General features: G+C 67.4%; 22 protein-coding genes and 1 pseudogene. 13 read left to right on the top strand and 10 right to left on the bottom strand.

What is annotated here, in order from left to right; all coding sequences use genetic code 11:
• Positions 1-581: 581 nt before the first annotated feature.
• A complete protein-coding gene (locus tag ACWCP8_RS07810; RefSeq protein WP_451114918.1) occupies positions 582-2039 on the top strand; it encodes a SulP family inorganic anion transporter in 1458 nt (485 codons plus the stop codon).
• A gap of 178 nt (positions 2040-2217) precedes the next feature.
• Here the strand turns inward: ACWCP8_RS07810 and ACWCP8_RS07805 are convergent, their stop codons facing one another.
• On the bottom strand, positions 2218-2514 hold the full coding sequence (locus tag ACWCP8_RS07805) for a hypothetical protein (protein WP_451114818.1): 297 nt from the start codon (positions 2512-2514) through the stop codon (positions 2218-2220).
• A 480-nt stretch (positions 2515-2994) separates the two neighbouring features.
• On the opposite strand from ACWCP8_RS07805, the gene ACWCP8_RS07800 reads away from it, so the two are divergent.
• On the top strand, positions 2995-3627 hold the full coding sequence (locus ACWCP8_RS07800) for a class I SAM-dependent methyltransferase (RefSeq protein WP_352263776.1): 633 nt from the start codon (positions 2995-2997) through the stop codon (positions 3625-3627).
• A gap of 351 nt (positions 3628-3978) precedes the next feature.
• Positions 3979-4419 carry an SSI family serine proteinase inhibitor gene (locus ACWCP8_RS07795; RefSeq protein ID WP_451114816.1) on the top strand — a complete coding sequence of 147 codons (441 nt, stop codon included), beginning with the start codon at positions 3979-3981 and terminating at the stop codon, positions 4417-4419.
• 242 nt (positions 4420-4661) lie between these two features.
• Here ACWCP8_RS07795 and ACWCP8_RS07790 read toward each other — a convergent pair whose 3' ends face one another.
• Positions 4662-5279 carry a hypothetical protein gene (locus ACWCP8_RS07790; RefSeq protein ID WP_451114814.1) on the bottom strand — a complete coding sequence of 206 codons (618 nt, stop codon included), beginning with the start codon at positions 5277-5279 and terminating at the stop codon, positions 4662-4664.
• A gap of 95 nt (positions 5280-5374) precedes the next feature.
• A complete protein-coding gene (locus tag ACWCP8_RS07785) occupies positions 5375-6613 on the bottom strand; it encodes a DUF4032 domain-containing protein (RefSeq protein WP_451114812.1) in 1239 nt (412 codons plus the stop codon).
• A gap of 517 nt (positions 6614-7130) precedes the next feature.
• Here ACWCP8_RS07785 and ACWCP8_RS07780 point away from each other — a divergent pair.
• Positions 7131-7691 (top strand): isochorismatase family protein, encoded by a 561-nt coding sequence (locus ACWCP8_RS07780; protein WP_451114810.1) that lies wholly within the window; start codon positions 7131-7133, stop codon positions 7689-7691.
• 368 nt (positions 7692-8059) lie between these two features.
• On the opposite strand, the gene ACWCP8_RS07775 is transcribed toward ACWCP8_RS07780, so the two are convergent.
• The 3 genes from ACWCP8_RS07775 to ACWCP8_RS07765 all read right to left on the bottom strand — a co-directional run bounded on the left by ACWCP8_RS07775 (position 8060) and on the right by ACWCP8_RS07765 (position 10923).
• On the bottom strand, positions 8060-8692 hold the full coding sequence (locus ACWCP8_RS07775; protein ID WP_356005257.1) for a DedA family protein: 633 nt from the start codon (positions 8690-8692) through the stop codon (positions 8060-8062).
• 122 nt (positions 8693-8814) lie between these two features.
• Positions 8815-9651: an undecaprenyl-diphosphate phosphatase gene (locus ACWCP8_RS07770; RefSeq protein ID WP_451114807.1), complete on the bottom strand. Its 837-nt coding sequence runs from the start codon at positions 9649-9651 to the stop codon at positions 8815-8817.
• Between the two features lie 42 nt (positions 9652-9693).
• Positions 9694-10923, bottom strand: a complete 1230-nt coding sequence (locus ACWCP8_RS07765) for a glycosyltransferase family 4 protein (RefSeq protein ID WP_451114805.1) — start codon at positions 10921-10923, stop codon at positions 9694-9696.
• A gap of 142 nt (positions 10924-11065) precedes the next feature.
• On the opposite strand from ACWCP8_RS07765, the gene ACWCP8_RS07760 reads away from it, so the two are divergent.
• Complete coding sequence (locus ACWCP8_RS07760) at positions 11066-11455, top strand: BlaI/MecI/CopY family transcriptional regulator (protein WP_451114803.1); 390 nt, start codon at positions 11066-11068, stop codon at positions 11453-11455.
• Positions 11456-11469: 14 nt separating this feature from the next.
• Positions 11470-12408, top strand: coding sequence for a M56 family metallopeptidase (locus ACWCP8_RS07755; RefSeq protein WP_451114801.1), 939 nt, complete (start codon positions 11470-11472; stop codon positions 12406-12408).
• A 1290-nt stretch (positions 12409-13698) separates the two neighbouring features.
• On the opposite strand, the gene ACWCP8_RS07750 is transcribed toward ACWCP8_RS07755, so the two are convergent.
• Positions 13699-14613, bottom strand: coding sequence for an SDR family NAD(P)-dependent oxidoreductase (locus tag ACWCP8_RS07750; protein ID WP_451114799.1), 915 nt, complete (start codon positions 14611-14613; stop codon positions 13699-13701).
• A 306-nt stretch (positions 14614-14919) separates the two neighbouring features.
• Here ACWCP8_RS07750 and ACWCP8_RS07745 point away from each other — a divergent pair, with 306 nt between their 5' ends.
• Positions 14920-17232 (top strand): MFS transporter, encoded by a 2313-nt coding sequence (locus ACWCP8_RS07745; RefSeq protein ID WP_451114797.1) that lies wholly within the window; start codon positions 14920-14922, stop codon positions 17230-17232.
• Positions 17229-17357 carry a hypothetical protein gene (locus tag ACWCP8_RS07740; protein ID WP_352263515.1) on the top strand — a complete coding sequence of 43 codons (129 nt, stop codon included), beginning with the start codon at positions 17229-17231 and terminating at the stop codon, positions 17355-17357. Before ACWCP8_RS07745 ends, ACWCP8_RS07740 begins: the two co-directional genes overlap by 4 nt.
• Positions 17358-17471: 114 nt before the next feature.
• On the opposite strand, the gene ACWCP8_RS07735 is transcribed toward ACWCP8_RS07740, so the two are convergent.
• The 3 genes from ACWCP8_RS07735 to ACWCP8_RS07725 all read right to left on the bottom strand — a co-directional run bounded on the left by ACWCP8_RS07735 (position 17472) and on the right by ACWCP8_RS07725 (position 20734).
• Positions 17472-18419: an NAD(P)-dependent oxidoreductase gene (locus ACWCP8_RS07735; protein WP_451114795.1), complete on the bottom strand. Its 948-nt coding sequence runs from the start codon at positions 18417-18419 to the stop codon at positions 17472-17474.
• Positions 18420-18637: 218 nt separating this feature from the next.
• Positions 18638-19405 carry an SDR family NAD(P)-dependent oxidoreductase gene (locus ACWCP8_RS07730; protein ID WP_352263512.1) on the bottom strand — a complete coding sequence of 256 codons (768 nt, stop codon included), beginning with the start codon at positions 19403-19405 and terminating at the stop codon, positions 18638-18640.
• Between the two features lie 174 nt (positions 19406-19579).
• The gene (locus ACWCP8_RS07725) at positions 19580-20734 is read right to left on the bottom strand and encodes a glutathione-independent formaldehyde dehydrogenase (protein ID WP_390005932.1); all 1155 of its coding nucleotides are present in this window, start codon (positions 20732-20734) and stop codon (positions 19580-19582) included.
• A gap of 653 nt (positions 20735-21387) precedes the next feature.
• Here ACWCP8_RS07725 and ACWCP8_RS07720 point away from each other — a divergent pair.
• From ACWCP8_RS07720 to ACWCP8_RS07700, 5 genes and pseudogenes are all read left to right on the top strand, one after another.
• Positions 21388-21783 (top strand): VOC family protein, encoded by a 396-nt coding sequence (locus ACWCP8_RS07720; protein WP_352263511.1) that lies wholly within the window; start codon positions 21388-21390, stop codon positions 21781-21783.
• Between the two features lie 50 nt (positions 21784-21833).
• Positions 21834-21944 (top strand): annotated as a pseudogene (locus ACWCP8_RS07715) (helix-turn-helix domain-containing protein); the annotation flags it as partial.
• 858 nt (positions 21945-22802) lie between these two features.
• Positions 22803-23942, top strand: coding sequence for a Dyp-type peroxidase (locus ACWCP8_RS07710; protein WP_451114792.1), 1140 nt, complete (start codon positions 22803-22805; stop codon positions 23940-23942).
• Between the two features lie 86 nt (positions 23943-24028).
• The gene (locus ACWCP8_RS07705) at positions 24029-25075 is read left to right on the top strand and encodes a YVTN family beta-propeller repeat protein (RefSeq protein WP_352263508.1); all 1047 of its coding nucleotides are present in this window, start codon (positions 24029-24031) and stop codon (positions 25073-25075) included.
• 122 nt (positions 25076-25197) lie between these two features.
• Positions 25198-26097: an NAD(P)-dependent oxidoreductase gene (locus ACWCP8_RS07700; protein ID WP_451114790.1), complete on the top strand. Its 900-nt coding sequence runs from the start codon at positions 25198-25200 to the stop codon at positions 26095-26097.
• The last annotated feature ends 69 nt before the right edge of the window (positions 26098-26166 follow it).

The following is a 26166-nucleotide window of genomic DNA, read 5'->3' as shown; positions in this document are numbered from 1 at the left end:
CGTCGTCAACACCTACGTCACGTGACCTCGCAGGAGAACCCGTCATGCCCGCAGATGTCTTCGCGGCCGTGAGCGCACTGGTGCGTGCCGAAGCGGCTCGTCGGCCCGCCCCGCCCTCCACGGCGCGGTTGTCGCCAGACAGTTCACATTCGCTCACGGTCTCAGAACGTCAACAGAGTTCCTGTGCCCCGAGCCCCGCACCGCCTCAGCCGAATCCCGCGTCCGCTCCGCCTCGGGCCGGCCTGCTGTCCGGCCTGCAGCGTCGGCTCCTGGCATTGCTCCACTGACGCCAGGTCAGTCAACCCGAGCGCAACCCCGTGGACCCGATCGTCATCCGTACTTCGCATGACCGTGCAGGAGAGACAAGCTGACATGCAGTCATTCAACAACCGTGCCCGCAGCTGCCACCGGAGTGTCGCCGCCCCAAGTCCCATCCCTCACAGATGCGAGGGGATCCACATCGGCTCCGAGCTCGCCCATCGGCGGGCCACTGGCACCATCCGCGCCCTGTGAAGGGCATCATCCACGACCCCAGCGGCCGACCCCGGCGGGGGAAGGCCCTCTGGCGCGGCGAAGAGGGTGTGTGCGGGGCAAGGGGTAGAGACGACTTCGCCGCATCCCTGGTGGTGTTCCTGGTCGCGCTCCCGCTGTGTGTGGGGGTGGCTGTCGCCTCCGGTGTTCCGGCCGAGCTGGGTCTGGTCACGGGAATCGTGGGAGGGCTGGTGACCGGATTGCTGCCGGGGAGCAGTCTCCAGGTCAGCGGCCCGGCGGCCGGCCTGACGGTGCTGGTCTACGAAGCCGTGACGGCTCACGGCCTCGCCGGGCTCGGTGTTCTCGTCCTCGCCGCCGGCCTGCTTCAGCTCCTCATGGGCGTACTCAGGCTGGGCCGCTGGTTCCGGGCCATCTCTGTGGCCGTCGTCCAGGGCATGCTCGCCGGTATCGGACTCCTGCTTGTCGCGGGCCAGTTGTACGTCATGGCCGATCGCGAGGCGCCGGATACCGGGCCTTCCAAGATCGTCGGTATGCCAGGCCTGCTGGCCGATGTGTTCGGTTCCGCCCAGTCGATGGTGGCTCTCGGGCTGGGCCTCGGGACGATCGCTGTCCTGGTCGGGTGGAAGCGCCTCCCTCCATCGATGCGGCTCGTGCCCGCTCCGCTGGTCGCTGTCGCTGTCGCCTCCGGTATCGCCGCGATCTGCGACACGCCTGTCGCGAAGGTCGAGGTACAGGGGCTGCTGGACGCCATCGAGCCACCGAGCGCGGACGCATTCGGGCTGTTGACTCAGCTCGGCGTCCTCGGAACGGTGCTCGCGTTCGCCCTGATCGCATCGGCCGAAAGCCTGTTCAGCGCGGCGGCGGTGGACCGCCTCCACGCGGGACCACGCACGGATTACGACAAGGAACTCATCGCCCAGGGCGCCGGCAACGCGGTATGCGGTGCGCTCGGCTCGCTGCCCCTGACCGCGGTCATTGTCCGCAGCGCGGCCAATGTCCAGGCGGGCGCACGGAGTAAGGCGTCCAGAGTGCTGCACGGGGTATGGCTATTGTTGTTCGCCGCGCTGCTGCCGTCGGCACTCGGTGTGATTCCGCTGTCCTGCCTCGCGGGCATCCTCGTCTACTCCGGCGCGAAGCTCGTCCCTGTCAAGGAGCTGATTGTGCTGTGGCGTGCGCACCGGGGCGAGGCAGTGATCGTGGTCGCCACGGCCGGGATGATCGTCGTGGCGAACATGTTCGAAGGCGTGCTGATCGGTGTTGCGCTCTCCGTGGCGAAGTCGGCGTGGGACACCTCTCACCTTCAGGTCGATGTCGCCGACGGAGGAGTCGGCGTGATCCGCGCGCGGCTGACGGGCAATGCGACGTTCCTGCGCCTGCCGGCGATACTCGACGCCCTGGAGGCGCTGCCGAAGGACCGCCCGATCGAGCTCGACCTGTCGGGCCTGCGGCATCTGGACCATGCGTGCCTCACTGCCCTGACCACCTGGGCGGACAGACACAACACCCCGGGCACCGCCCCGGTCAGATTGGTCCCCGCGGAACCCTGACCGACACGACTGATGACTGCGGCTCGGGCCGTGCGCCGGTGCAGGCCTCTACTGGTCGGCACCGCAGCCGGCCCCTGCCCCACCGTACGGACGTCGGGGCGCCGCCACCGGACGGTATGCACGCAAGCGACGGGTGTCCCCCGAGACGTCAGGGGACACCCGTCTTGCACACAACGTGTCAGTGGTCGTCCCAGTGCCCGTCATGACCGACGTGCCGGTGACCGTCGTGCACGTAGTCCACGTGGTCCCCGTGCGGCACCGCGACATGCCCGCACCCGTCGCCATGCTGGTGCGCGTGGTCGCCGTGAGCGGTGTGCCCGCCCGGTTCACACTCGTCCACATGGCCGTCGTGAACACGATGGAGGTGACCGTCGTGCACGTAGTCCACGTGGTCGTCGTGCGGGATGGCCACGTGGCCGCAGCCCTTGCCGTGCTGATGCATGTGGTCGGGATGGGGGGCATGTGCTGTGGTCATGACGTTCTCCGGTCGTTCCTCAGAAGCCGCCTGCGCGCATTCGGCTTGCGCCACTGGCTCGAACTCTCCCTCCAACGAGCACCGGTGCAGCTTGTCACCGTGGCGCGTCCGGTCGGGTGCGAAACGCGTCCGATGGGGTGACCGGGGCCTCGCAGAGCACGTCAGGGCTTCACCGGCACCCGTGTTCGTCGGCTCCGCAACGAGGCTTCCGGCCTTCGGGCCCGGCATGGCTTCCCCCTTTGTCAGCAATGATCCGAGGGGTGGTGTCACCGGGCCGGAAGGCACTGCCCCGCGATGGACGCGTTCATCACCGCGGGCGGGCCTGTGAGGGCTCGTGCGGTCGATGATCACGGCCCCGATGCGGCCAGTCTCGTCGAGGCACGCAACGCCCAGGAAGGCTTCCGCGGGAAGGCGTTGAAGGCCACTGTGAACAATGCAACGATTCCGCAGAGCCGGTCGGCACGGAAGGATTCAGTCGCGATGCATGATCGTAAGCGTCTTGCGGCCTCAGCGGCCTTCGACGCGCTGGGAGCCGAGTACGAGCGGGCTTTTTCCGAGTCGGCAGCCCACCATGCTTCGCTGCAGCGCCTGTTGGAACTGCTCGCGCCGCACAGCCGGGTATTGGACGTCGGCAGCGGGACAGGACGGCCGACCGCGCACATCCTGGCCGAGGCCGGCCACGAGGTGCTGGGTGTCGATGTCTCGCCCGTCATGGTGGAACTCGCGCGACGACAGGTGCCCGACGCCTCGTTCGAGTGTGCCGACATCCGCCATGTCACCCTGGAGAACAGCAGTTTCGACGCGGCGTGTGTCTACTTCTCCCTCTTGCAGATGTCACGCAACGACCAGTCCGAGCTCGTCCGGCGGCTCGGGCAGGTGGTGACCCGCGGCGGCCTACTGATGATTGCGACCGTACCGCTGGACGTGGAGGGCGTCGACGTCGAGTTCATGGGCCAGGACGTACAGGTGACCAGCTTCGCTGCTGCAGCGTTTGCCGAGTTGGTGATCGAAGCGGGATTCTCACTCCTGTGGGAGGAGAACACCCTGTTCACCCCGTCGTACCCCGGCGGGGTGCCCGAGCCTCAATTGTTCCTGCTCGGCCGACGGACCTGACAGCCCGTCCCAGCGGTGACTCGCCGCCACACCCCCTCTCGCACCCCTGTGCGGAGCGCCGCGGAGCTGTCTCATGCGCTGCTTTCCGGCCGAAGCGTGAACTTTCGCGTAAGAACCACCTCAGAAAAGCAGCAGGTCAGACGGTAGTTCGCAGTTGTACCACCGGATTTCGTCCACATGGTGGACACCACGCACGGGTCCCGCGCACCGCTTCCGAGCTGGCCGAACGACCATTCGGTTGATGCGCTGCCAGCGAGCCGGGCCGGAAAGAGCTGATCGATACTGCACTCACTGTCTGCATGCACGAGACTCCCGAACGCAATCGCACCCCCAAGCGAAGGAGATTCGCAAGTGCGCCACAACATTGGCAAATTGAGCATAATCGCTACGGCATCTGCACTGATCATGACGGGCATGGGCGCCGTGGGTGTCGCGCAGGCCCAGCCCGTGCAGTCGACCAGCCTCTACGCCCCGTCAGCCCTCGTGCTGTCGGTCGGCAAGAGCAACGGCGCCGCTGTCACCGTCCAGCGGGCCGTCACCCTCAGCTGCGCCCCGCGCCCCAGCGGCACTCACCCCTCGCCCACTGCGGCGTGTGCGGACCTGCTCGCGGTCGACGGGGAGTTCACCCAGCTGACCACGCCGCCTCAGCGAAGCTGCACGCGTGAGTGGGATCCCGTCGTCATCAACGCGAACGGTGTGTGGCAGGGCCGGAGCGTCTCCTGGTCGGCCACCTTCAGCAACGCCTGCGAGATGCAGGCGAGCCTGACCGAGGGATCGGTCTTCGGCTTCTGATCGACCCTCGGCGCATGCAATCGCACCCGATTCCCCGGCCCGACGGACGTGTGCCGACCGGCGCACGTGATCGGGGCGAGCGCATCCGTAGTTGAGCGACGCGGGGCCCCCGCCGGCGGGAAGCGTCCCTGTCCATTCCGTCGTGACGACGAGTGCGTCGTCACGACGGCAACTGCGGTCGGGGCATGCGCCGGCAGTCGCCGAACCTCACCCATGTGAGCCGCCCCACGGGCGAAGACCGATCATGGCGGTGCCGCTGCCAGCTCCACCGTCGTCGTGACGCGTACGAGAGCCGGGCGGCGGGGCGCGGAACCGAACCCGAATTCCACGGGTGGATCGAGCGGTGCCAGCGCCCCGAGTCCGGCTCCGCCGAGCACGGCGTCCGCAGCGAGAATGGGCCACAGGTCATGGGCTCCGTACCACTCCCGACGCCCCGGGGCGGCAGTACCCAGGGTGCGCACGCCAGGCATCAGCCGCGCAGGGATGTTGCACAGTGCCGCCCAGCGCCGGCTCCTGACCAGCGAGGTGGGCACGGCGCGCAGCAGCCACCCCAGCGGGGTCCGGGAGCCGGTACTCAAGTGCAGACTCAGCGGGCCGGCCTGAATGCTCCACTCGGATCCGCCCCGCCGGACCGTGACGGGAACGACCTCGACGCACTCGAAGCGGTAGGTGGTGGCGACGAAGTCAGCGACGGCAGCGGACGGTGCCAGCAGCAACCGCTCGCCGTTTGGGTGCTGGATCATCACATCACTGAACGACCCGAAGGGTGAACGGGTCCAGTGCCCTACCACCAGCCGAGTTCCGGAGGTCGTTCCCACGCCGGCGATCCAGCCGTCGAATCGCAACCGCTCACCTTTCACACCGCACAGCTTCTCCCACCATCGAGGGAATGCGGCCGATGTCGGCGGCGAGGGCGAAACATGTACCTTCCACCCGGTCTACCCGGTCGCGCGGATCACGGAGAATCGCTCGCCGACGGCACTTCCGTCCCGGGACGACGAAGAACGCTGGTGGTGTAGTCCGCCACGGCCGCTTCCAGACCGATGTCCAGCTGTGCGCGCTCGGACATGTACCACCGGTGTTCCAGCAGCTCGTGATAGAGCTCGGCCGGGTCCATGGTGCTCCGGAGTTCCTGCGGAACGGCACGTACCGTGGGCCTGAACACCTCGCGGACCCAGCGGTGGGCAAGCACCTCCGCCCGGGCGCCGAGCGGGTCGCCGGGCGCGTAGTCCTCCTGTGTCGCCATCCAGCTCTCAAGGTCGTTGAGGAGTCGTCGGGCTTGGTTCTCCTCGGCGTCGAGCCCGGTGAGGCGGAGCAGCTGGCGTTGGTGATGGCCTGCGTCGACAACCTTGGGGACGAACGTGATGGTGTCGCCGTTCGGGGAGTTGGCGATCTGCATCTCGGCGACGTCGAAGCCGAGGTCGTTGAGCCTGCGCATGCGACGTTCGATGTAGTGATACTTGCCCGCCGGATAGACCGAAGTACGAGTCAGCTCACTCCACAGCTCCTCGTACCGCTGGCAGATCTCGGCGCCGAAAGCGATCGGATCCACCGAGGGATGGAGAGCACCCGAGGCCTCCAGGTCCAGCATCTCCCCGCTGATGTTCACCCGGGCCAGATCGATGTCGTATTCACGCTGCCCTGTGCTGAGTTGGCTGTGCACCTCGCCGGTCTCCGCATCTACAAGGTAGGCGGCGTAGGCGCCGGCGTCCCGGCGGAAGAGTGTGTTGGACAGGGAGCAGTCGCCCCAGGCGAAACCCGCCAGGTGCAGCCGGACCAGCAGTACGGCGAGTGCGTCCATGAGCCGGTGCACCGTGGTCGGGCGCATCGTCGTCTCGAACATCGAGCGGTAGGGCAGGGACCCGTTGAGATGACGAGTGATCAGCACCGGCTCCAGCGGTTCCCCGTCGGTGCCGGTGCGCCCGGTAACCACCGCGAGTGGGTCCACCGCGGGTATCCCGAGCCGGGCCAGGGTGCGCAACAGCTCGTACTCGCGTACCGCCGGCCGTTCGGCGAGCTCCTTGACAGCCACCACGTCGGACCCCGCTCGTGCATAGCGCACGACGTGGCGGGAGATGCCGCGCGGCAGCGTCACCAGGTGCTTCTCCGGCCACTCCTCGAGCGGCAGGTGCCAGGGCAGCTCGAGAAGCAACGCGGGGTGTTCGGGATTGGTGGCGCTGAACTGCAAAGCCATCGGTCGCCTCGCTCGTACTTTCGGTGACGGGACCACCAGTGTGACGTAGCGAGCCGCGCACCCCGTGGCCCCAGGGAGGGAAGCCCGTGTTCCTGGCCGGCAGGTCCCTGCCGGGCGAGCGGCGGAGGAGACGGCCGCCCGCGCCGGCACCGGTCACCTCGACCCTGATGGGTACCCCGGAGCCGTTGCATCCAGGGCGATCGTGCGCACCGGCCAGCGGCTGCGCACACGCAATTCGATGATGCAGTGGATCAGGTACTGCTGTCGGGAGACGCCGTCCTCGGCAACGATATGCACGGTGGGGCGCTGCCGGCAGCGAGGCACCAACCTGAGCCGGCCTGCGACATCAGCGGGGCGTTGCGGTGGGTCACCGGGCTTCCCTCACGTCTGCGTGCGCGGCTCGCCTTCGGGAGGCGACGATGACGACGGCCGCGGTGCGAGGTTCGTTCAGGCCCACTGTCAGTGGGTGGGTCTACCGTGCGTGGACAGAGGAACCCAGCGTGAGTAAGGGGAGACCATGACCACACTCGAGAATCGGCCGCACACCGCACTTCTCGTCGTCGACGTGCAGAACGGCGTCGTCGAGGGGGCTCACGAGCGCGACGCGGTCGTCGCGAACGTCGGCCATCTTATTGAGAAGGCACGGCGGGAAGGGACACCCGTTGTCTGGGTCCAGCACTCCGACGAGCAGCTTGTGAGGGGGAGCGACGACTGGCGGATCGTCCCAGAGCTGACTCCGGGCGATGCCGAGCCGCTCGTCGAGAAGAACTACGGCGACTCCTTCGAGGACACCACCCTCGAGACCGTCCTGTCGGGCCTCGGGGCCGGGCGCCTCGTCGTCGTCGGCGCGCAGACCGATGCGTGCATTCGCTCGACGCTCCATGGCGCATTCGTCAGGGGGTACGACGTCACGCTCGTCAGCGACGCCCACACGACGGAGAACCAGACTGCATGGGGAGCACCGCCGCCGGACCAGGTCATCACGCACACGAACCTGTACTGGACCTACCAGGCGGCGCCGGGGCGGACTGCCGGGACGGTCGAGACCAAGAATGTCGACTTCGGCGACATGCCCTGAAGCGTGTGCGCCAAAGGCCGGAACGCCTCGACCGGCTGCCACTCCCACGGGTACGGGCCCGAGAAATCGGCGAACCGCCGCACCAGCGCGCGAAGTTGTGGAGCGGGATCGTCGGCAGGACGGCATCCGCGGCGGTCGGCTCGGCCGTCAGGCCGACGGCCGGTCGGCGCCCCGATCGGCCGGTCTCGTGCGCAGGCGTCGATGTTGTTCGACTGAGCGCGCTGCTGCGGGCGTGGCGGACCGGGTCATAGGCCCACGATGACCAGCGTGGTGTCATCGGTGGCACCGCCGGGCGGAAGGAGGTCGGCCAGCAGGGCGTCGGCGAGGCTTTCGAGGCCGACTGCATGGTGACGCAACGGATCGGGGCGTCAGTCGTTCCGGTCCTGCGGGCCCGGCCCAACTGCCTGGCGGCGACGCCGCACGTGCCATGCGATGAGCCCGCCCACCACAATCACCGCGACAGCAAGCGCGACGACGCGCCCGGCGACCGCCTCGACTCGCTGGTAGGCGGAGCCCGCGAAGTAGCCGAGCAGGGTGAAGCCGACTCCCCAGACCAGGCCGCCGAGGGCGTTGAAGAGGAGGAAGCGGCGGTAGTGCATGCGGGAAATGCCGGCGAGCGCGGGCATCATGGCGCGGAAGAAGGCGATGAAGCGGCCCAGGAAGACTGCTTCGGGGCCCCGGCGACGAATGAAGTCCTGTGCCTTCTCGATGCGTTGCTCGTGGTGGCGCAGCGGTCGTGTCGTCAAGATCCTTGGGCCGAAGTGGTGGCCGATCGTGTAGCCCACGGTGTCTCCGGCGACGGCGGCGAGTACGACCGTCAGCGCGAGCCAATAGACCGAGACCTGTCCCTGGTTGGCGAGTACGCCGCCCAGGACGACGGCTGTCTCACCGGGCAGGACGAAGCCGAAGAACAGCGCGTCCTCCGCGAACACGAGGGCGCCGACGACCGCATAGACCAGTGGGCCGGACAGGCCGCCGAGCCAGTTGGTGATCGCGTTCATGTGCGGTGTCCTCCGGGTCGTGGCCCCCGTGGTCCATTTCAGGAACTGGGGGCGGTACGTGTGTGGGGCGGCGGTGTCCGGCGTGGCGCTCGGGCGCGCGCCCCACACGCTTCAGCCGACGGTTACGCGTGGAGCGCTCCGGTCCCGAGCAGCGCGAGGAGCAGGACGCCGACGATGATGCGGTAGACGACGAAGGCGTTGAAGGAGTGTCGGGCGACGAATTTGAGGAGCCAGGAGATGGAGGCATAGGCGACGACGAAGGAGACGGCCGTCCCGACGACGAGGGGTGCGACGCCCACTCCGGCGCCGACTGCGTCCTTGAGTTCGTACAGGCCCGCGCCCGTCAGGGCGGGGATGCCAAGGAAGAAGGAGAGTCGCGTCGCGGCGACCCGGTCCAGGTCAAGGATCAGCGCGGTGGACATGGTTGCCCCCGAGCGGGAGAAGCCGGGGAAGAGCAGCGCCAGGATCTGCGAACTGCCCACCAGCATGGCGTCCTTGAACGTGGTGTCGTCCTCGCCGCGCTTGTGGCGTCCCATCTGGTCGGCCGCCCACATCACCCCGCTGCCGACGATCAGCGATACCGCCACGACCCAAAGGGACGCGAGTGGCCCCTCCACCAGCGGTTTCGCCGCGAGTCCGACGATCACAATCGGGATGGTGGCGTAGATGACCCACCACGCGAATTTGTAGTCGTGGTGGTACCGCTCATGCTTGTCGGTCAGTCCTCGGCCCCATGCGCTCACGATGCGCACGATGTCTTTGAAGAAGTAGACGAGTACTGCGGCGATGGCGCCGACCTGGATGACGGCGGTGAAGCCGACGACGGAGGTGTCGTCGACGGGGATGCCCATCAGCCCTTCAGTGATCTTGAGGTGGCCGGTGGAGGAGACCGGGAGGAATTCGGTGATTCCTTCCACGACTCCGAGTACGGCGGCCTGGCCGATGCTTATGACGCTCATGGGTTCCGTCTCTGGGTGGGGCGGATGGGGCGGGGATGTTGCTCAGGGGTGGCGGGGTTGGCGCAGGCGGCGCATGGACCCGTCGATGCGTGCGCGCCACCTGCCGCGTCCGCGCTGCCAGGCGCGGGAGCGGCGGGTCGCGCCGAGCTCGGTGAACAGTGCGTCGTAGGTCGCGGCGATGGGGGCGGGGTCGAAGCGCTTGGAGGCTCTCCGAGCTGCGTCTCCCATGCGGCGGCGGGCGCCTTCGTCGTCGATGAGGTCGAGCAGCGCCGCGGTGAGCGCCGCGGCGTCGCCGACCGGGACCAGGAGGCCATCGACGCCGTCGTGGATGATTTCGGCGGGGCCGAGCGGGCAGTTGGTGCTGACCACGGGGACTCCGCAGCGCATTGCCTCGACCAGGGTCATGCCGAACGACTCGGCGTCGGAGGCGCTCGCCACGATGGATGCCTGGGCGAACTCGGCCTCGATGTGTGCGGTCGCGCCCATCAGGCTTGCCCGCCCGGCCAGGCCGCGGTCGTCGATGAGGTCCTGAAGCCGGTCCTTGTCGGTGCCGGTGCCATAGATGCGCAGGGACCAGTCGGGGCGCTCGGCCGCGACCTTGGCAAAGGCCTCGATGAGCAGGTCGAACCGCTTGGCGCGGACCAGGCGTCCGGCCGCGGCGATGACCTGGGTGCTGCCGCCGGTGGGCGGCACGTGGGGTTGGGGCACGCTGTTGGCAATGGCCTGGATGTGCACGCCGGGCAGGCGCACCTTGGTCCGGTAGGCGGTGGCGTCCGCTTCGGTGGTGGTGATCACGGCATCCAGGCCGCGATAGTGCCGGGCGAGTTGGCTGCGCAGGCGTGTGCTGTGGGTGTCGTGGGTGAGGTGTTCCTGGGCGATGCGCAGCGCGTGGCGGGGTGCGAAGCGCGCCAGGTAGACATTGATGCCAGGGCGGGTTCCGATGATCACGTCGGCGTCGCAGGTGCGCAGGTACTCCTCAGCCCGCAGGTCGGTGAGGCGGCTGTATTGCTTGTGGCGCTTTTCCGCTGAGGGGAAGGACTCTGCTGGCTGGTGCAGCCGCGGGTCGGCCGTATCGGCGGCGTCCTTGCGCAGGCCGACGAGCGACACCAGGGTCATCCGCTCATCGATGGTGAACCGGGGGCTGGTCCGGTGGCGCAGCATCGAGACGATGGTCACCTCATGGCGGTCCGCGAGGGCCGAGGCAAGATTGAGCGTGGTGCGGATGGTGCCGCCGATGCCGTAAACGTTGTGGATCAGGAAAGCGATCTTCACTCGGCGGGGCCCCTTTCGTGGCCTGGACCGTTGCGCTTCGCCTGGGGGCGCATGGCACACTCGGAACACAACATCGTCTACACGGCCGTAGACGCTGAAGTTTTACACGACTGTAGAAGACGATTGAGGGAACGCCAAACCCATGAGTGCTGACGCCCGGGGACGGCCTCCCAAGCGGGCCAACGGTGAGCGGGTCGCCGAGGTCCTTGCCGTGCTGCAGCAGGCGGGCGAACCGCTGATCCCCGGCGAAGTCGCCGAGCGCCTTGGTGGCGAGCTGACCTACAGCACGGTGGTGACAATCCTCACGCGCATGTATGCCAAGGAGCTGCTCACCCGCACCTCACGCGGGAGGGCCTTTGCGTATGCACCGGTCACCGACGAGGACGGATTCGCCGCCCGCCGTATGCGCGGTGTTCTCGACGAGCGGCCGGACCGCGAGGCCGTTCTGAGCCGTTTCATCGACGAGCTCTCCAGTACAGACGAGGAACTGCTGCGCCAGCTCCTTGACCCCAACACCGGCCCCGGTCGGTAGGAGCCCGGTCGCGCATGCGTATCGCCGTCTATCTCCCGCTGTTGCTACCCCTGCTCGCCCCGCTCGGCGCTCGACAGCTCACCCAGCGCTGCGAACCCCGCCTGGCCACCTGGCTGCTGGCCGCCGCCTCGGTGGGACTCGGCGCGGCCAGCACACTCTCACTGGCCCTGCTCGCGGCCACCGCAGCGATCCGCATCCCACTGCTCGCCGCCCTTGGTCACTGGTCGGCGAACAGTGCGCAGAGCCAAGACCCCACCGAACTGTCCGTAGCACTGATCGCCGGGCTGCTGCTCGGCGGTGCCGTGCTCGCCGCGGCCCGGATGCTCTGGTGCCGCGCCCGCTCCCTCGCGGCGGCCGCCATCGACGCGGCGTGCATGCCCGCGCGCGACGGCCTGGTCGTGCTCGAGGACGAGGCCCCCGACGCCTTCGCGCTGCCGGGCCTGCCCGGCCGCGTCATCGTCTCCACCGGCATGCTCGACACCCTCGACCAGGCGGAGCACTCCATCCTGCTCGCCCACGAGCGGGCCCACCTAGCTGCGTACCACTACCTCTTCGTCGCCCTCGCCCAGCTGGGCGCCACCGCCAACCCACTACTCCGCCCGCTGGCCGCCGCGGTCACCTACACCATCGAGCGCTGGGCCGACGAAAACGCGGCCGACGCCACCGGCGACCGCACCCGCGTCGCCCGCACCGTCGGCAAGGCCGCGCTGGCCGCCCGGCATACCCTCGCCCGCACCCCCGGCGCGGCCCTCGGCATTCTCGGCCGCAACAAGGGACCGCTGGCTGGAGCCGGCCCGGTGCCGCGCCGCGTCGCGGCCCTCCTCTCCCCGCCGCTCACCCTGCACCGCGGACTCACCCTGGCCACCGTCGCGGTCCTCGCCGTCGCCGCATGGTCCAGCGCCGAAGCCGCCCACGACCTCCACCTCCTTCTGCACGCCGCCGGCGCCGCATAGCCACACAGGCATCCAGAAGGACTGGCCCGTCGGCACGCACCGGGCCCCGCACGCGCTAACCAGTCATCTCCCGGACGGATCCACTGGCCGGACGGTCGTCCCGGAGTGCGGGCCCGACGAGGAGGTCGGCGCGTTCGTCCTGCTCGACGACGGGTTCTGCATCGCCTGGGCCGGCGCCTCCCGCCTGCTACGGAGTTCGCGAACCGCGAGGGCACCACGGTGTTCTGGCGCGACGGTAAACTCCTCGCCGTCGACGCGGACCTGGCTTCGCACGCGTTGTTCGCAATGGAGGACGGCAGGCACGTGATGGGCCGCACGCTGCTGTTGGGTGACGGCCGCGTGGTTGTGTCCTTGGACAGTGAGGTGCTCGCCTTCCACAGCCCGCTGGGCCCCCTGGCTGAGGGCCCCTGGCCGTGCGGGGATGCGAATCTTCGGGGGAACCCTGTGATGGGCTGACGCCGCCCGGCGTGTTGAGTAGCGGACGGACAGGCCCCGTTGACGGGCAGCCGCGACTCCAGAAGTACACGGATCTGCGAGGCCTGAGCACATACTTGGCCAGCCGGGCCAACTACAGCGCTCCTTACCTTGTTGGCGGGTTGATTCCGGACCTTCGTGCGATCGGGAGACCCAGGGGCCTGGGTGTGGCTGAAAGCGCTCATGCCGTAGGTGTGGCTTTGACTGATTGGCCGCCCAGTGCCCCGCGACGACACGGCCACTCATTGAGTGTTCTCGCCCCGAGTACCGAACAACGAGGCTGAACTGCTGGAGCTGATGGGCGATGTCCTGACGTTGGCTCAGGACACCCCGGTGATCGACGGCGTCGCCCCCGCTCCATGGAGATCCGAGCCGAGGACTGCCGGCGCCACTGCTCGCGCCAGGCGTACTGCTCGCCCAGCGGTGCATCGTTCTTCGGCGGGGCGCTGACCTGGGCGGGGAACTCGTTGGCCAGGCCCCGGTAGCCTTCGTCGACCTCTGCCTTCACTTTCGGATAGTGGCGGAACTGCTCGGCGATGTGCACGGCCGTCTGGTCGTGCATCCGGCCCGGCCGCACCACCCCGCTGAACAGGGTGCGGCCCTTGCCCGTCGCTGACATTGGTGGTCTTGATGGTGTTCTCTGCTTCTTCTTGCCAAGGACGAAGGCTTTGCGGCCTGGGCGGTCCGCGAGCGGGCGTCTGGCCTGTACCTCATTCCCGTCCATGCACAGGTCCACACGCTCGGCGTCGGCGTAGGCGAACACATCCTCCCGCGTCCGCAGCCGTACGGCAGCGGGCAGCCGATCGACCGCGTACGTCAGACGCTCTTGTGGAACCCGGCGTCGACGGCGAAGTCGGCACCGATCGTGCTGGCCGACCGCGGTGAAGCCAGGAGCAGGATGGCGTCAGCGACCTCCTGTGGATCGATCAGACGGCCTGTCACCTGACCCATCATCTGCGGGGCTATGGTCTCCATGACGGTGTCACGGTCGGCGCCGGCCATTCTGGCGATGACGTCCGCGGCTCCCCCCTTCTCGGTCCACCACGCGGTCCGCACCGCACCCGGGGATACCGTGTTGACCCGAATCCCCTGGGGTCCGAACTCCTCCGACAGTGCCTTGGTGAGATTGGACAGCCCGGCCTTGGCGGCTCCGTACTCGATGTTGACACTCGCGGGCTGGCGGGCCATACCAGTGGAGACGTTGACGATGGAACCGCCACCGCGCTCGATCATCCGGGGAATGGCGGCGCGGGTCATACGGACGGTCGAGAACAGGTTGAACTCGAAAATGGCCTGCCACTCGGCGTCGTCACCGTCGAAGAATCCAGTGCGAGGCATGGTGATGCCAGGGGGCGGGCCGCCCGCGTTGTTGACCAGGATGTCCAGCGCACCGAAGTGCCCGACCCCGCGATCGACGATCCGGCCCGGCGCATCCGGGTCCATCAAGTCGGCCGACACATGGAGGAGGCCGACTCCCTCGAGGTCCTTCAGTTCCGGCGTCATCCGGCGAGAGACGGCCACCACTTTCGCGCCCTCTTCCAGCAGAGAACGGGTGACGGCCAGCCCGATGCCCTTGGACGCACCGGTAACGATGGCGACTCGGTCCAGAAGCTTCAGATCCACGATTCTCCTTCTTTTGAAACCGGATTCCCATCCCGCACGAAACAGGTAAATGGCCTGGTACTCACACTGTTCCGAGCGGGTTCGAGGACCATGGTGCTCGGTCTCCAAGGACCGTGCTGGCGCGATTCCGACATCACGTTCGGGGCAGTCCCAGGGGTCGGATACGCGAAGCCGTGCGCTGCCATCAGCGGGCGGACCTCCCGGATTACTGCGGAGACGGTGGAGCGGTCCACCCCGTACGGCTCTGCCATGGCAGCGTGGAGCTGTCCGAGCCAAAGGTGCACCGACGTGACCAGGAGCCGGAGGATGAAGCCATGTCACGTCACGTGCCGACCCACCTATTGCCATCGCCCCCGAGGTCGTTAGTTTGGGAAGAGGGAATTGATCCATTCCTCCTCGTCCGAGGACGTGCCCATGACTTCGAGGTCCGCCGGATCGCGTGCGGCGCGGGGGCGGGCCAGGGACGCCGCTGATACCGTCGGCCCGCACTATTCGTGGGTCGTGCTGTCCAACACCACGCTGGGTGTTCTGATAGCCACGATCAACGCGTCGATCATGCTTATCGCGCTGCCGGACATCTTCCGTGGAATCGGGATCGATCCTCTGCAGCCGGGGAACACGAGTCTGCTGCTGTGGTTGATCACGGGGTATTTGGTGGTTACAGCGGTGCTCGTGGTCAGCTTCGGCCGGATGGGCGACATGTACGGCCGGGTTCGCATGTACAACGCGGGATTCGCGGTTTTCACCGTGTTCTCGGTGTTGTTGTCAGTGACCTGGATGCATGGCACGGCGGGCGCACTGTGGCTGATCCTGATGCGTGTGGGCCAGGGCGTCGGCGGCGCGATGCTGATGGCCAACTCCAATGCGATCATCACCGACGCGTTCCCGCCCGACAGACGCGGCCTGGCGTTGGGACTGAACCAGGTAGCGGGCATCGCCGGCTCGTTCATGGGGCTGGTGCTCGGAGGGCTGCTCGCCCCGGTGGAGTGGCGCATGGTGTTCCTGGTGTCGGTGCCGATCGGGGTGTTCGGCACGTTCTGGTCGTATCGGAAACTGCACGACACCGGCATCCGGCGGCCCGCCCGGCTGGACTGGTGGGGCAATCTGACCTTCGCTGTCGGTCTGGTCGCGGTGCTGGCCGGCATCACCTACGGCATCCAGCCCTACCGCGGGCACACCATGGGCTGGACCAACCCGTGGGTGCTGTCCGCCCTGATCGGCGGCGTGGTCATGCTGGTGATCTTCGGCATCGTGGAGACCAGGGTCGCGGAGCCGATGTTCCGGATGAGCTTGTTCCGTATCCGTGCGTTCACTGCCGGGAACCTCGCAAGCCTGCTGTCCGGGATAGGACGCGGCGGGCTGATGTTCGTCCTGATCATCTGGCTGCAGGGCATCTGGCTGCCCCGGCGCGGCTACGGCTTCACCGAGACCCCGCTATGGGCGGGCATCTACATGCTGCCGCTCACCGTCGGTTTCCTGATCGCCGGGCCGATCTCAGGCTGGCTGTCCGACCGCTTCGGGGCGCGGCCGTTCGCCACCGGCGGCATGCTCGTCGCGGCAGGCAGCTTCGTGCTGCTGGCACTGCTGCCGGTCGATTTCCACTACGGGACCTTCGCCGCGATCCTCCTGCTCAACGGGATCGGGATGGGACTGTTCGCTTCCCCGAACCGGGCCGGGATCATGAACAGCCTGCCCGCGGACCAGCGCGGGGTCGGCGGCGGCATGAGCACCACCTTCCAGAACTCTGCGCTGGTGCTGTCGATCGGGGTGTTCTTCAGCCTGATCGTCCTCGGCCTGGCCGGGACACTGCCGCACTCCCTGTCCAGCGGCCTCGTCGCCCAGGGCGTCCCCGCCGGCGATGCGGACCGACTGTCGGCGCTGCCACCGGTCTCGGTGCTGTTCGCCTCTCTGCTGGGCTACAACCCGGTCCAGACACTGCTCGGTCCGAATGTGCTGGATCAGCTGCCGGCGAGCCACGCGGCCTACCTGACCGGCCGTGGCTTCTTCCCCGCCCTGATCTCCGGGCCGTTCGCGAACGGCCTGGACGCCGCGTTCATGTTCGCCATAGCCGCCTGCCTCGTCGCCGCCGTCGCCTCCTGGCTGCGCGGCGGCAAATACGTGCACACTGACAAGCCGACCACCGTCGGCACCACCGACTATTCCTGCCCGGCACTCCGGGGCCCGGAGGCGGCACACCACAGCTCCGTGACACCGGACCGAGCGGCCGTCTTCCCCGTCGGAACCCACGGGCTCGCCTCGGGCGTCGCACACTCCACCCCACCGAGGGTCGGCCCCGACACCGCTCGGGCCAGTCCGCCCGGACTGCGCGAAGACCGACCTCACCGCACCAGGGACTCCGCCCTCGATGCGTACGCACTGATCGTCACGGCACATGGCTACCGCTCGGTCACTTACTCGATGACGACCGGCGGCAACGGCCAAGCCGCCGCTGCAGAAGCCGCCCCTCGGACGAACGGGCAGATCGCCGGCGTGGTCCGCGCGGCGAGCCCGGACCGCCCACTGCCCGGGGCGGTCATACGCGCCGTCGACGCGACGGGGAAGGTCGTGGCACGCACCACCACCGACCGCGACGGCAGGTTCCGGCTGACCCGCCTGCCCCGCCACCCGTACGCAGTGACCAGGGCACCGAGCCCGATGACACCGCCGGATGGCAATGGCTCGGCCGGCGCCATCTTGCACCTCACCCTGGACGGCATGGGGTCATGACCGAACCGAAGCGAGCCCTTGAGCGGATCACCGAAATCCTGGGCATCACCAAGAGGTTCGACGAGATCGACCAGGACATCCCTCGTGACCACCGCCGAACTTGCCCACCCAGTCGTCCGCCCTGACCTCCGTCGACTCCGGTGACCGACGAAAACTTCCTGGCCCTGCTTACCAAGCTCACCGACATCGCCCCCGGAACGCCCGGCGCCTGGATCCCACCCGTGGTGCCGTTCGGCAGGTCATGTCTGCGGTGAGAGACCGTCGTCCACGGGCACGTCCTGGGGGGTCAGCGTGATGCCGGAGTTCCTGGCCTGTTCGAGGATCAAGGTGGCGAAGTCCTCCTCGACGTGCCCCGCGCCGATGGCACCCGTGACGAGCTGAGCGGTGGCGGCCGCGAGTGGCATGGGTACCTCCAGCTCGCGGGCCGCGGACAATCCCAGGTCGAGGTCCTTCCGCAGCAGCGGCATGGTGAACGTCGGTGTGAAGTCCAGGTTCACCAGCGCGGGCGACTTGTAGCGGGTGTAGTCCGAGCCCATCACGGAGTCGTTGAGGAATTCCAAGAAGGCGGCACGGCCGACCCCGCCTTTTTCTGCGAGGACCGTGATCTCGGCGAGCGACTGGGTGACGACACCGAGGAAGACGTTGTGCGCAATCTTGACGAGACGGGCGACTTCGCCCGCGCCGACGTAGGTCACCCCGCGCCCGAGCAGAGCCAGCAACGGCTCGACCTGGCCGAACACCTCGCGCGAGCCGGAGACCGCAACCGTCAGCTTCCCTGCGGCGATCACCTTCGGGTTCCCACTCACCGGGGCGGCCAGGAAGTCGGTCCCACGCTTGGCGGATTCGCTGCGGATCAGCGCGGACATCGGGATTGACACCGTCGAGCTGTCGATCAGCACCCCCGGAGCGGCATCCGGCGAGGTCAGCACGCCAGCGGAGCCCGTGGTGACCGCCTCCAGGTCAGGTGAGGCAGAGACCATGGTGAAGACAACATCCCGGTCGGCTACATCGACCGGCCGGTCGACGAGCGTCGCTCCCCGTTCCGCCAGCGGTTCGGCCTTGGACCGGGTTCTGTTGTAGACGGCTACGTCGTGCCCCGCATCCAGCAGCCGGGCGGCAAGTTGGAAGCCCATGCGGCCGGCACCGACCCAGCCGATCCGCGGGCGGCTCTGGGCGACATACGTCATTCCTCTACCTCAATCCTGGAAGCCGGCATCCGCTTGCATGAGCACCGTCGCCCTGCCGGACACTGTGTCGACCGAAAGCGTGTCGCCTGCCGACTGCAGCGCTCAGCGTCTCTGTCAATGCGGGGTAACGGCTGCGGTGGTGCGAACAGGCCCAGCAGAACGCTGTGAAGTCCTGCAACCACCTGATACTCCATCACCCAGCCCCCGCCCTTCCTGGGTCAGAACCAGCCACCGTCGGCCTGGATGGTCCGGCCGGTGATGAACGAGGCGTCGTCCGACACCAGGAACGAGACGACCGCGGCGATTTCGGAGGGCTCCGCCATCCGACCGAGCGAACTGGCGGTGCGGATAAGAGCGCGGAAATCAGTGTCGACGTCGGGATGGACGTAGTGGGAAGCCGCGTGAGCGGACATGTCGGTGACGGTTCCCCCGGGCGCGATGGCGTTGATGGTGATGCCGCGCCGGCCGAGTTCGGGGCTGAGGTTGAGCGCGATGCATTCGACTGCGGCCTTACTCGACGCATAGAGGGCGTGGTAGAAAACCGCCTTGTGGGCACTCTGCGATGACGTCAGTACGATCCTCCCTCCTCCGTCCATATGCCGTGCGGCGTTCTGTACGGCGAAAAACTGAGCTCGTGTGTTGATGGCGAAGACACGGTCGAAGTCGGCGGGGGTGACGTCGTCCAGCTTGCCGAAGTACTCAATTCCGGCGTTGCTGGCCAGAATGTCGAGTCCACCAAGAGCTTCGGCGGCCTCATCGGCCAGCCGCCGGATCTGGTCCGGGTCGCTGACGTCCGCCTTGATCGCGACCACGCGACGGCCGACGGCGGTGATCTCGGCGGCGAGCTCCTCCGCCGCGTCACCGCTGCTCCGGTAGTTGATCGCCACGTCTGCCCCGTCAGCGGCGAGCCTTCGGGCCACAGCCGCGCCGATCCCTCGTGCGCCACCGGTGACCAAGGCCTTCCTGCCCGTCAGCCTTCCGCTCATCAGTCTTCTCCCGTCCACGGGAATCCGGCAGTCATGCCGAATACGGGTAACGCGGCCTGCGAATCCCACAACTCATGGCAGCGGATGACTTCTTCACCTCGCCTACGCAGTAGTGGAGGACTGCCGTGATCGTCCTCGTCACGGTGGGCGCCCTGCCCAGGGGTGGCCCGTCGGTCAACTCGACCCGTTGGGGTGGAGGACGACCTTGGTCCAGCCGTCGTCACGGGCGTCGAAGTGCTGGTAGCCGGCGGGGGCCTGGTCCAGCGGCAGCTCGTGGGAGACGATCCACGAGGGCTTGGCCTTGCCCTGCTCAATCAGGGCGCACAGCTGTCGGTTGTACGCCTTGACGTTGGCCTGACCGGTTCCCATCGACTGGCCCTTGAACCAGTACAGGCCGTAGTCGAAGGCGACCTCGCCGTCCTCCTTGTACAGCTTGTCCGGGCTCCCCGGGTCGTGCGGCACGAAGACACCCACGACACCGATCGTCCCGGTGAACTTCACCGAGTGCACCAGGTTGTTGAGCGTCAGGTTCGGGTGTTCGACACCTTGAGGGTCGTGCGCCTGGTAGCCCACGCACTCACACCCACGGTCCGCCCCCAGACCGTTGGTGAGCTCGTTGATCTGGTCGATCGGCGAGGCCTTGGAGTCATCGATGGGAATCGCACCGATCTGCTCTGCGAGCGCGAGCCGGTCGGGGTGACGGTCGACGACCATCACCTTCGCGGCGCTCTTGAGATTTGCCGACAGCGCCGCCATCAGACCGACCGGGCCCGCGCCATAGATGACAACGGTCTCGCCCGGCTGCACGCCGGCCAGCTCCGTGCAGTGCCAGCCGGTAGGGAAGATGTCGGACAGCATCACGTAGTCGGTCTGCTTCTCCCGCGCCTCCTCCGGCAGCACCAGGCAGTTGGAGTCTCCGTACGGAACCCGCAGGAACTCTGCCTGACCGCCGTTGTAGGGGCCCATTCCCGCGAAGCCGTATGCGGCACCGGCCATCGTCGGATCCACCGGCGTGGTCAGGCAGAAGGCCGTCAGTCCGTTGTCACAGTTGCGGCAGAACCCGCAGCTGATGTTGAACGGCAAACAGACCAGGTCCCCCACCCGCACACGGTCCACGCCGTCGCCGATCTCGATGACCTCCCCCATGTTCTCGTGGCCCAGGACACGCCCCGTCTCCATGTCCGTGCGCCCCTCATACATATGCAGGTCCGACCCGCAAATGTTGGTGGAAGTGATCTTCACCAGCACATCCGTCGGCCGCTCGATCCTCGCGTCCGGCACGTCCTGCACGTTCACCGAACGCGGCCCGTCATACACCAGAGCCTTCATGGGGATTCTCTCCTCCTGTCCGACTTTTCCGAATCTCGAGGGAAAGAACAAAATTCACGAATGAACCGCGTGAAACGCGCACGCGGAACGCCTGTGGCGACGAGCGCATGTACGCACTGACCGACACAACTAAGAGGATTCGCAAGATACTCAACGGGGAGTCGTACAGGCCAATGGCTGGGCCGGCGCCGCTTCCCGTTACCTCTCCAGCCGCATCAGTGGGCACAGCGGACACAGCGGACGCGCCCCGCCGATCACTCAGTTCAAGCCTCCCACCGGGACACTGCATGTCAACTGGAGACTGGCGAGGAATATTTGGTCATCCCAGCTGCAGCGCCAGCTGTGACGAAACTGCGGGAAATTCCATGTCACGGCACTGTCGCCAACCGACGGAAATTGAATCACCGAGAGGCCTGCATGGTCAGCGTTGCACTACTCGTACGTGTCGAGGCGAAGTCCCGTGAATAACAACAGCTCACCCATTGAACCCTTCTCGGTGACGTCTTGTGACAATTCGTGATCTTCGTTCTGGTGGTGCGTCCGTGTTCGAGCTGGAGCAGCGCAGGACCAACACACCCTGCTTGAAGGGGCACGGACGGCACAGGCGGCACGAACCAATACTCTGAGTCCCGTCCGCACTATCTGGGAGAGTCATGACAAGTAGGTTCACCGAGTTGGCCGTTGACTGCCACGATCCGGAGAGACTCGCGGCCTTCTGGTGCGAGGTTCTGGACTTCAAGGTGATCGACCGGGGCGAGGGCAAGGTCGAGATCGGCTCCTGGATGCCGACCGTTGAGGATGTTCGGGCCCGCCAGATGTCGCCCACCCTGCTGTTCGTTCAGGTGCCCGAGGGAAAGACCGTGAAGAACCGGCTTCACCTCGACGTCAGCCCAATCGACGGCAGCACCGACGACGAGGTGACCAGATTGCTCGGCCTCGGCGCCACCAAGACGGACGTGGGCCAAGGCTCAGACCGAAACTGGGTGGTCATGGCAGACCCCGAGGGCAATGAATTCTGTGTCCTACGCACCCTGGCACCGCAGAATTAGGTGTATTGGTCACGAGCGTTGTTGACACTCAAGGACTTGATCAAGATGAAGACCTCCGCATCTCCCGGCCAACGGCCCATAAGTGGGTGAGCCGTTGGCGGGCGGAGGGTGAGGCGGGGCTGCAGGACCGTCCTGGCCGGCCTCACACGACCCCGCACCGCAGGCGCACGCGCTGGTCGACGTCGAACCTCAACTGACGCGCATCTTGACCGCACTGCTGCAACTGCCTGCTGCCCTCGGGCAGCAGGCAGCGCACTGGCTGCACCGCCGGACGTTCCTCCTGGCCATACCCCGGAGTCATCCTGTCCGGCCGTGTGGGCCAGGGCCCGTCACTCCTCGTCGGTCGCGTGAGCCCGTCAGGGCCATCAGGGCGAGCGGCTTGTAAACGTCGCTGGACCGCACTGCAGCTGGGCCACCCGCTCGGTCGACCTCGCCTACGCGGGCATCGCCGACAGCTTGATCCGACCGAAGACCCGAGTGGCCGAGCGCCTGATCGAGAAACCTTCACCGCACTGAACGAGCAGACCGTCGTCGTTACCGGCACGGACGGCCGCGCTGTACTCCGACGCCCTCAACGCGCCATCAGGGCTGCTCTCGCCGTCGCGCGCTCGACGGACCACGACCTCGGATCCGCGTCGGCGATGGAGGGGCTTCACCAAACGGCGTCTCTCCAGTGGCGCAAGCGCGCACGTCCAATAAATTACGTTTTACGAAACATTTATGTCACTGGTGGCAATCCCGACGCTGGTTGGGCTGCCGCACGCGGTCGCGCGCCTTGTGGGCCGGGGCCGGCTCACGGAGTCCGATCACGGCGGCACTGTACGGATTGCCGCCTGGATCCTTGCCTGAGGGGAACCATGGCTGACGAGACATCCGCGACCCTGGAGGAAGGGTGGAGCGGCGAAGGGTGCCCGGCGAGTGCGTTTGCCCGGCGGTCGTTTCTTCACGGGGCCGCCGCGGGCCTGGCCGGAGCGGCGGGCGCGACCGTCTTGGGCAGCAGTGCCGCGAGCGCCGACCCGGTGGTCGAGATCAAGGCGGAACCGAAATCCCGCACGATTCCCTTTCATGGCTATCACCAGGCAGGCATCGCCACTCTGCCGCAACAGGACGCAATTTTCGTCTCGCTCGACGTGACCGCCTCCAACCGCGCGGAACTCACCAAGCTGTTCCGCACGCTGACTTCGCGAGCCCGCTTCCTCACGGCGGGCGGCAGGCCACCGAAGGTGCCCCCGACCGCAACGCCGTCGGACAACGGCATCATGGGACCGACATTCGTGGCGGATGGTCTCACCCTGACTGTCGGAGTGGGCGCGTCCCTCTTCGACAGCCGCTACGGATTGAGCAAGCGCAAGCCGGTCCAGCTCGTCAAGATGTCGCCCTTCCGCCATGACGACCTGGACCCCGCGCTGAGCCAGGGGGACCTGCTGATCCAGATCTGCGCCGATCACCGCGACACGACGGTGCACGCATTGATCGACATCCTGATGCACACCAAGTCCGCGGCGAAGCTGCGCTGGCGCATTGACGGCCAGCGCAATCCGGAGCGTCCCGTCGGTGTCCGGCGCGACTGGTTCGGCTTCAAGGACGGAATCTCCAACCCGACCCTCTCCGACGAGGCCCAGATGAATCAGGTGGTCTGGGTCCAGCCGAAGAGCGCCGAACCGGCCTGGGCCGCAGGCGGCACGTACCACGTGGTGCGTATCGTGCACTTCTTTATCGAGGCGTGGCAGAAGGTGCCCATTGCTCAACAGGAGCGGATCTTCGGCCGCCGCAAGGCGAGCGGCGCTCCCATGTACGCCGTGGATGAGAACGCCACGGATCTCCTCGATCCCATCTACACCAACGACCCGCAGGGCCTGATCACCCCGCTGAACTCTCATATCCGCCTCGCCAATCCCCAGACTCCGCAGACCGCGGCGACCAGCACGATCCTGCGTCGGAGTTACGACTACGACCGGAGCTTCAACCTGCCGGAACTCGACATGGGCCATGCATTCGTCTGCTTCCAGCAGGAGCTGAACACTTACATCGCCATGCAGACCCGGCTGGAAGGCGAAGCACTAGTGCCGTTCATCAGCCCACGGGGCGGGGGTTACTTCTTCGCGCTTCCCGGTGTTCGGGACGAGAAGGACTACTACGCCCGCGGGCTCCTGGCCTGATCCTGCCCTGTCACCGGGCGGCGTCGGCGAGACGCCGCGCCGCCCGGCCCTGGACCGAACCATCGCAAATACACACAGGAGGCGAGATGTACTCTGCCCTGCGGACCCGAGCCGGCAGCGGCCGCCGGCGACCCGGCAGGACGCTCCGACCGGTACTCGCGGCGGGCATCGGGATCCTGTTGATCTCCTGTACGCCCGCCCCCTCAGTCCAAAAGCACTCCACCGTGCCGGTCGCTCCCGTCCACGCCGGTGCCAGTGGCCGCGTGTATGTCACGAATCAGCAGGACAACACGCTCTCGGTGATCGACGCCGGTACCTACAAGGTCGTCGCAACCGTGCCGGCCGGCGTGGCGCCCGAAGGCGTCGCGGTCACCGAGGACGGCAAGCGCGTGTACATCGCCAACAGCGGCTCGGCCCGGGTCTCGGTCCTCGACACCGGGAACAACAAGATCGTCAAGACTGTGACGGTCGGGAAGAGCCCCACCGGTGTCGGGCTCAGCCCCGATGACAGGTCCCTCTACGTCACCAACGGCAGTTCGAACACCGTCTCGGTGATCGACACCCGAACCAACCGGGTCACCGCGACCATCCCGGTCGGCAAGTCTCCCGTGAGCGTGGCTTTCAGTCCCGACGGCGGTACGGCCTACGTGGCGAATTCCGGGTCCGGCAGCCTGTCGGTCATCAACACCAGCACGCGCCGGGTCGCCCGGAGCCTTTCCGCGGGGCGCTCCCCCGTGGGCGTCGCCATCACCCCGGACGGCAATTCGGCCTATGTCGCCGACGAAGTGGGAAAGCAGGTCCTTGCCGTCGCAACCCGTACCGGCAAAGCGACGGCCGTGCAGGTCGGCAAGGGCCCCTTTGACGTGGCCATCGGGTCCGACGGCCACGTCGCCTACTCCGCCGATCTCGGCCCGGGCAACGTATCCGTGATCGACACCAGCAGCCACCGTGTCTCGGCCACCATTGCCCTGGGCCCCCCCGGCACAGACCCGTTCAACCTGGAAGTCACCAACGAGGCGATCTACGTCACGAACCAGGGAGCGGGCACCCTCAACGTCATCGACCCGGCATCTCATAAGGTCGTCGCGACTGTCACCCTCGGCGCCAGCCCCTACGGCGTGGCGGTGAGCTGAGCCCGCGACGCACCGATCACGGTCCCGAGCGCGCCGCACAGCGAGCAGCCGCTTGGATCATCTGCGGGACAGCCCTTGGCCAACCGTCCGTTGCCAGGAAGGACTCGGGTTGCCGACGGAACATGGCCACGGGGGAAAACAGACAAGGGGTCTTTTTCATGTCTCACGCTTCCACCGTCGCTGTTCTCGGAGCAGGCGCACTCGGCGCCGCGATGGCGATGCGGCTCGGAGATACCGGCCACGAGGTACGGCTGTGGAACCGGACCGAGGAGAGGGCCCGTTCGGTGGCGGAGCACGCTGCCGGGGTCACGGCAGTGAGGGCGGTGGGAGATGCGGTCTCCGGCGCGTCCGTCGTCGTCACTGTGCTCCGTGACGGCGATGCGGTCACTCAGGTCATGTCAGATGCCATCGCTCGGCTCGACAACGATGCCGTCTGGGTGCAGGCGAGCACGGTAGGGCCACAGTACGCCGGCGCGCTGGCCGGTCTGGCTCGTGATCACGGTGTTTCGTACCTCGACGCCCCGGTCTCGGGAAGCACCGCTCCCGCTCGGCAGGGCAAGCTTGTCTGGCTGGTTGCCGGCGCCGAGGACGTCCTTTCGCGAGCGCGTCCCCTGCTCGACGATCTCGGCTCGTCGGTGCTCCACGTCGGGACGGGGGTCGAGGGCAGCGCCGTCAAGCTCGTGGTCAACGCCTGGATGGCTGCCTCGACGGTCGCCATGAGCGACGTCCTTGCGCTGTGCGACGCTCTCGGCGTCGACCATGCGACGTTCGTCCGGGTGCTTGAGGCGGGCCCGCTCGCCATGCCGTACGAGTTGCAGAAAGTAGGCGTCATGGACGACGCCTCATACGCGCCGGGATTTGCGGTGCAACTCGCCCTGAAGGACATCGAACTGGCCGCGGCAGCCGCCACCCCCAGCCCTCTGCTCCAGGCCGTCCGGGACCGCCTGCGAGCGACCGTCGCGGCCGGCCATGACAACGACGACCTCGCCGCCGTCGACTACCTGAGGAGGCCGCCGTCGTAGCCCGTATGGGGGCCGTCGTTCCGGGCCCGGTCCTCCTTGCTCATACGGAATTCCGTGTCAGCCACCCGT

The sequence above is a fragment of the Streptomyces sp. NPDC002206 genome (assembly GCF_053593595.1).
The sequence above is the reverse complement of the archived record's forward strand: the minus strand, read 5'-3'. Positions and strand labels throughout refer to the sequence as shown.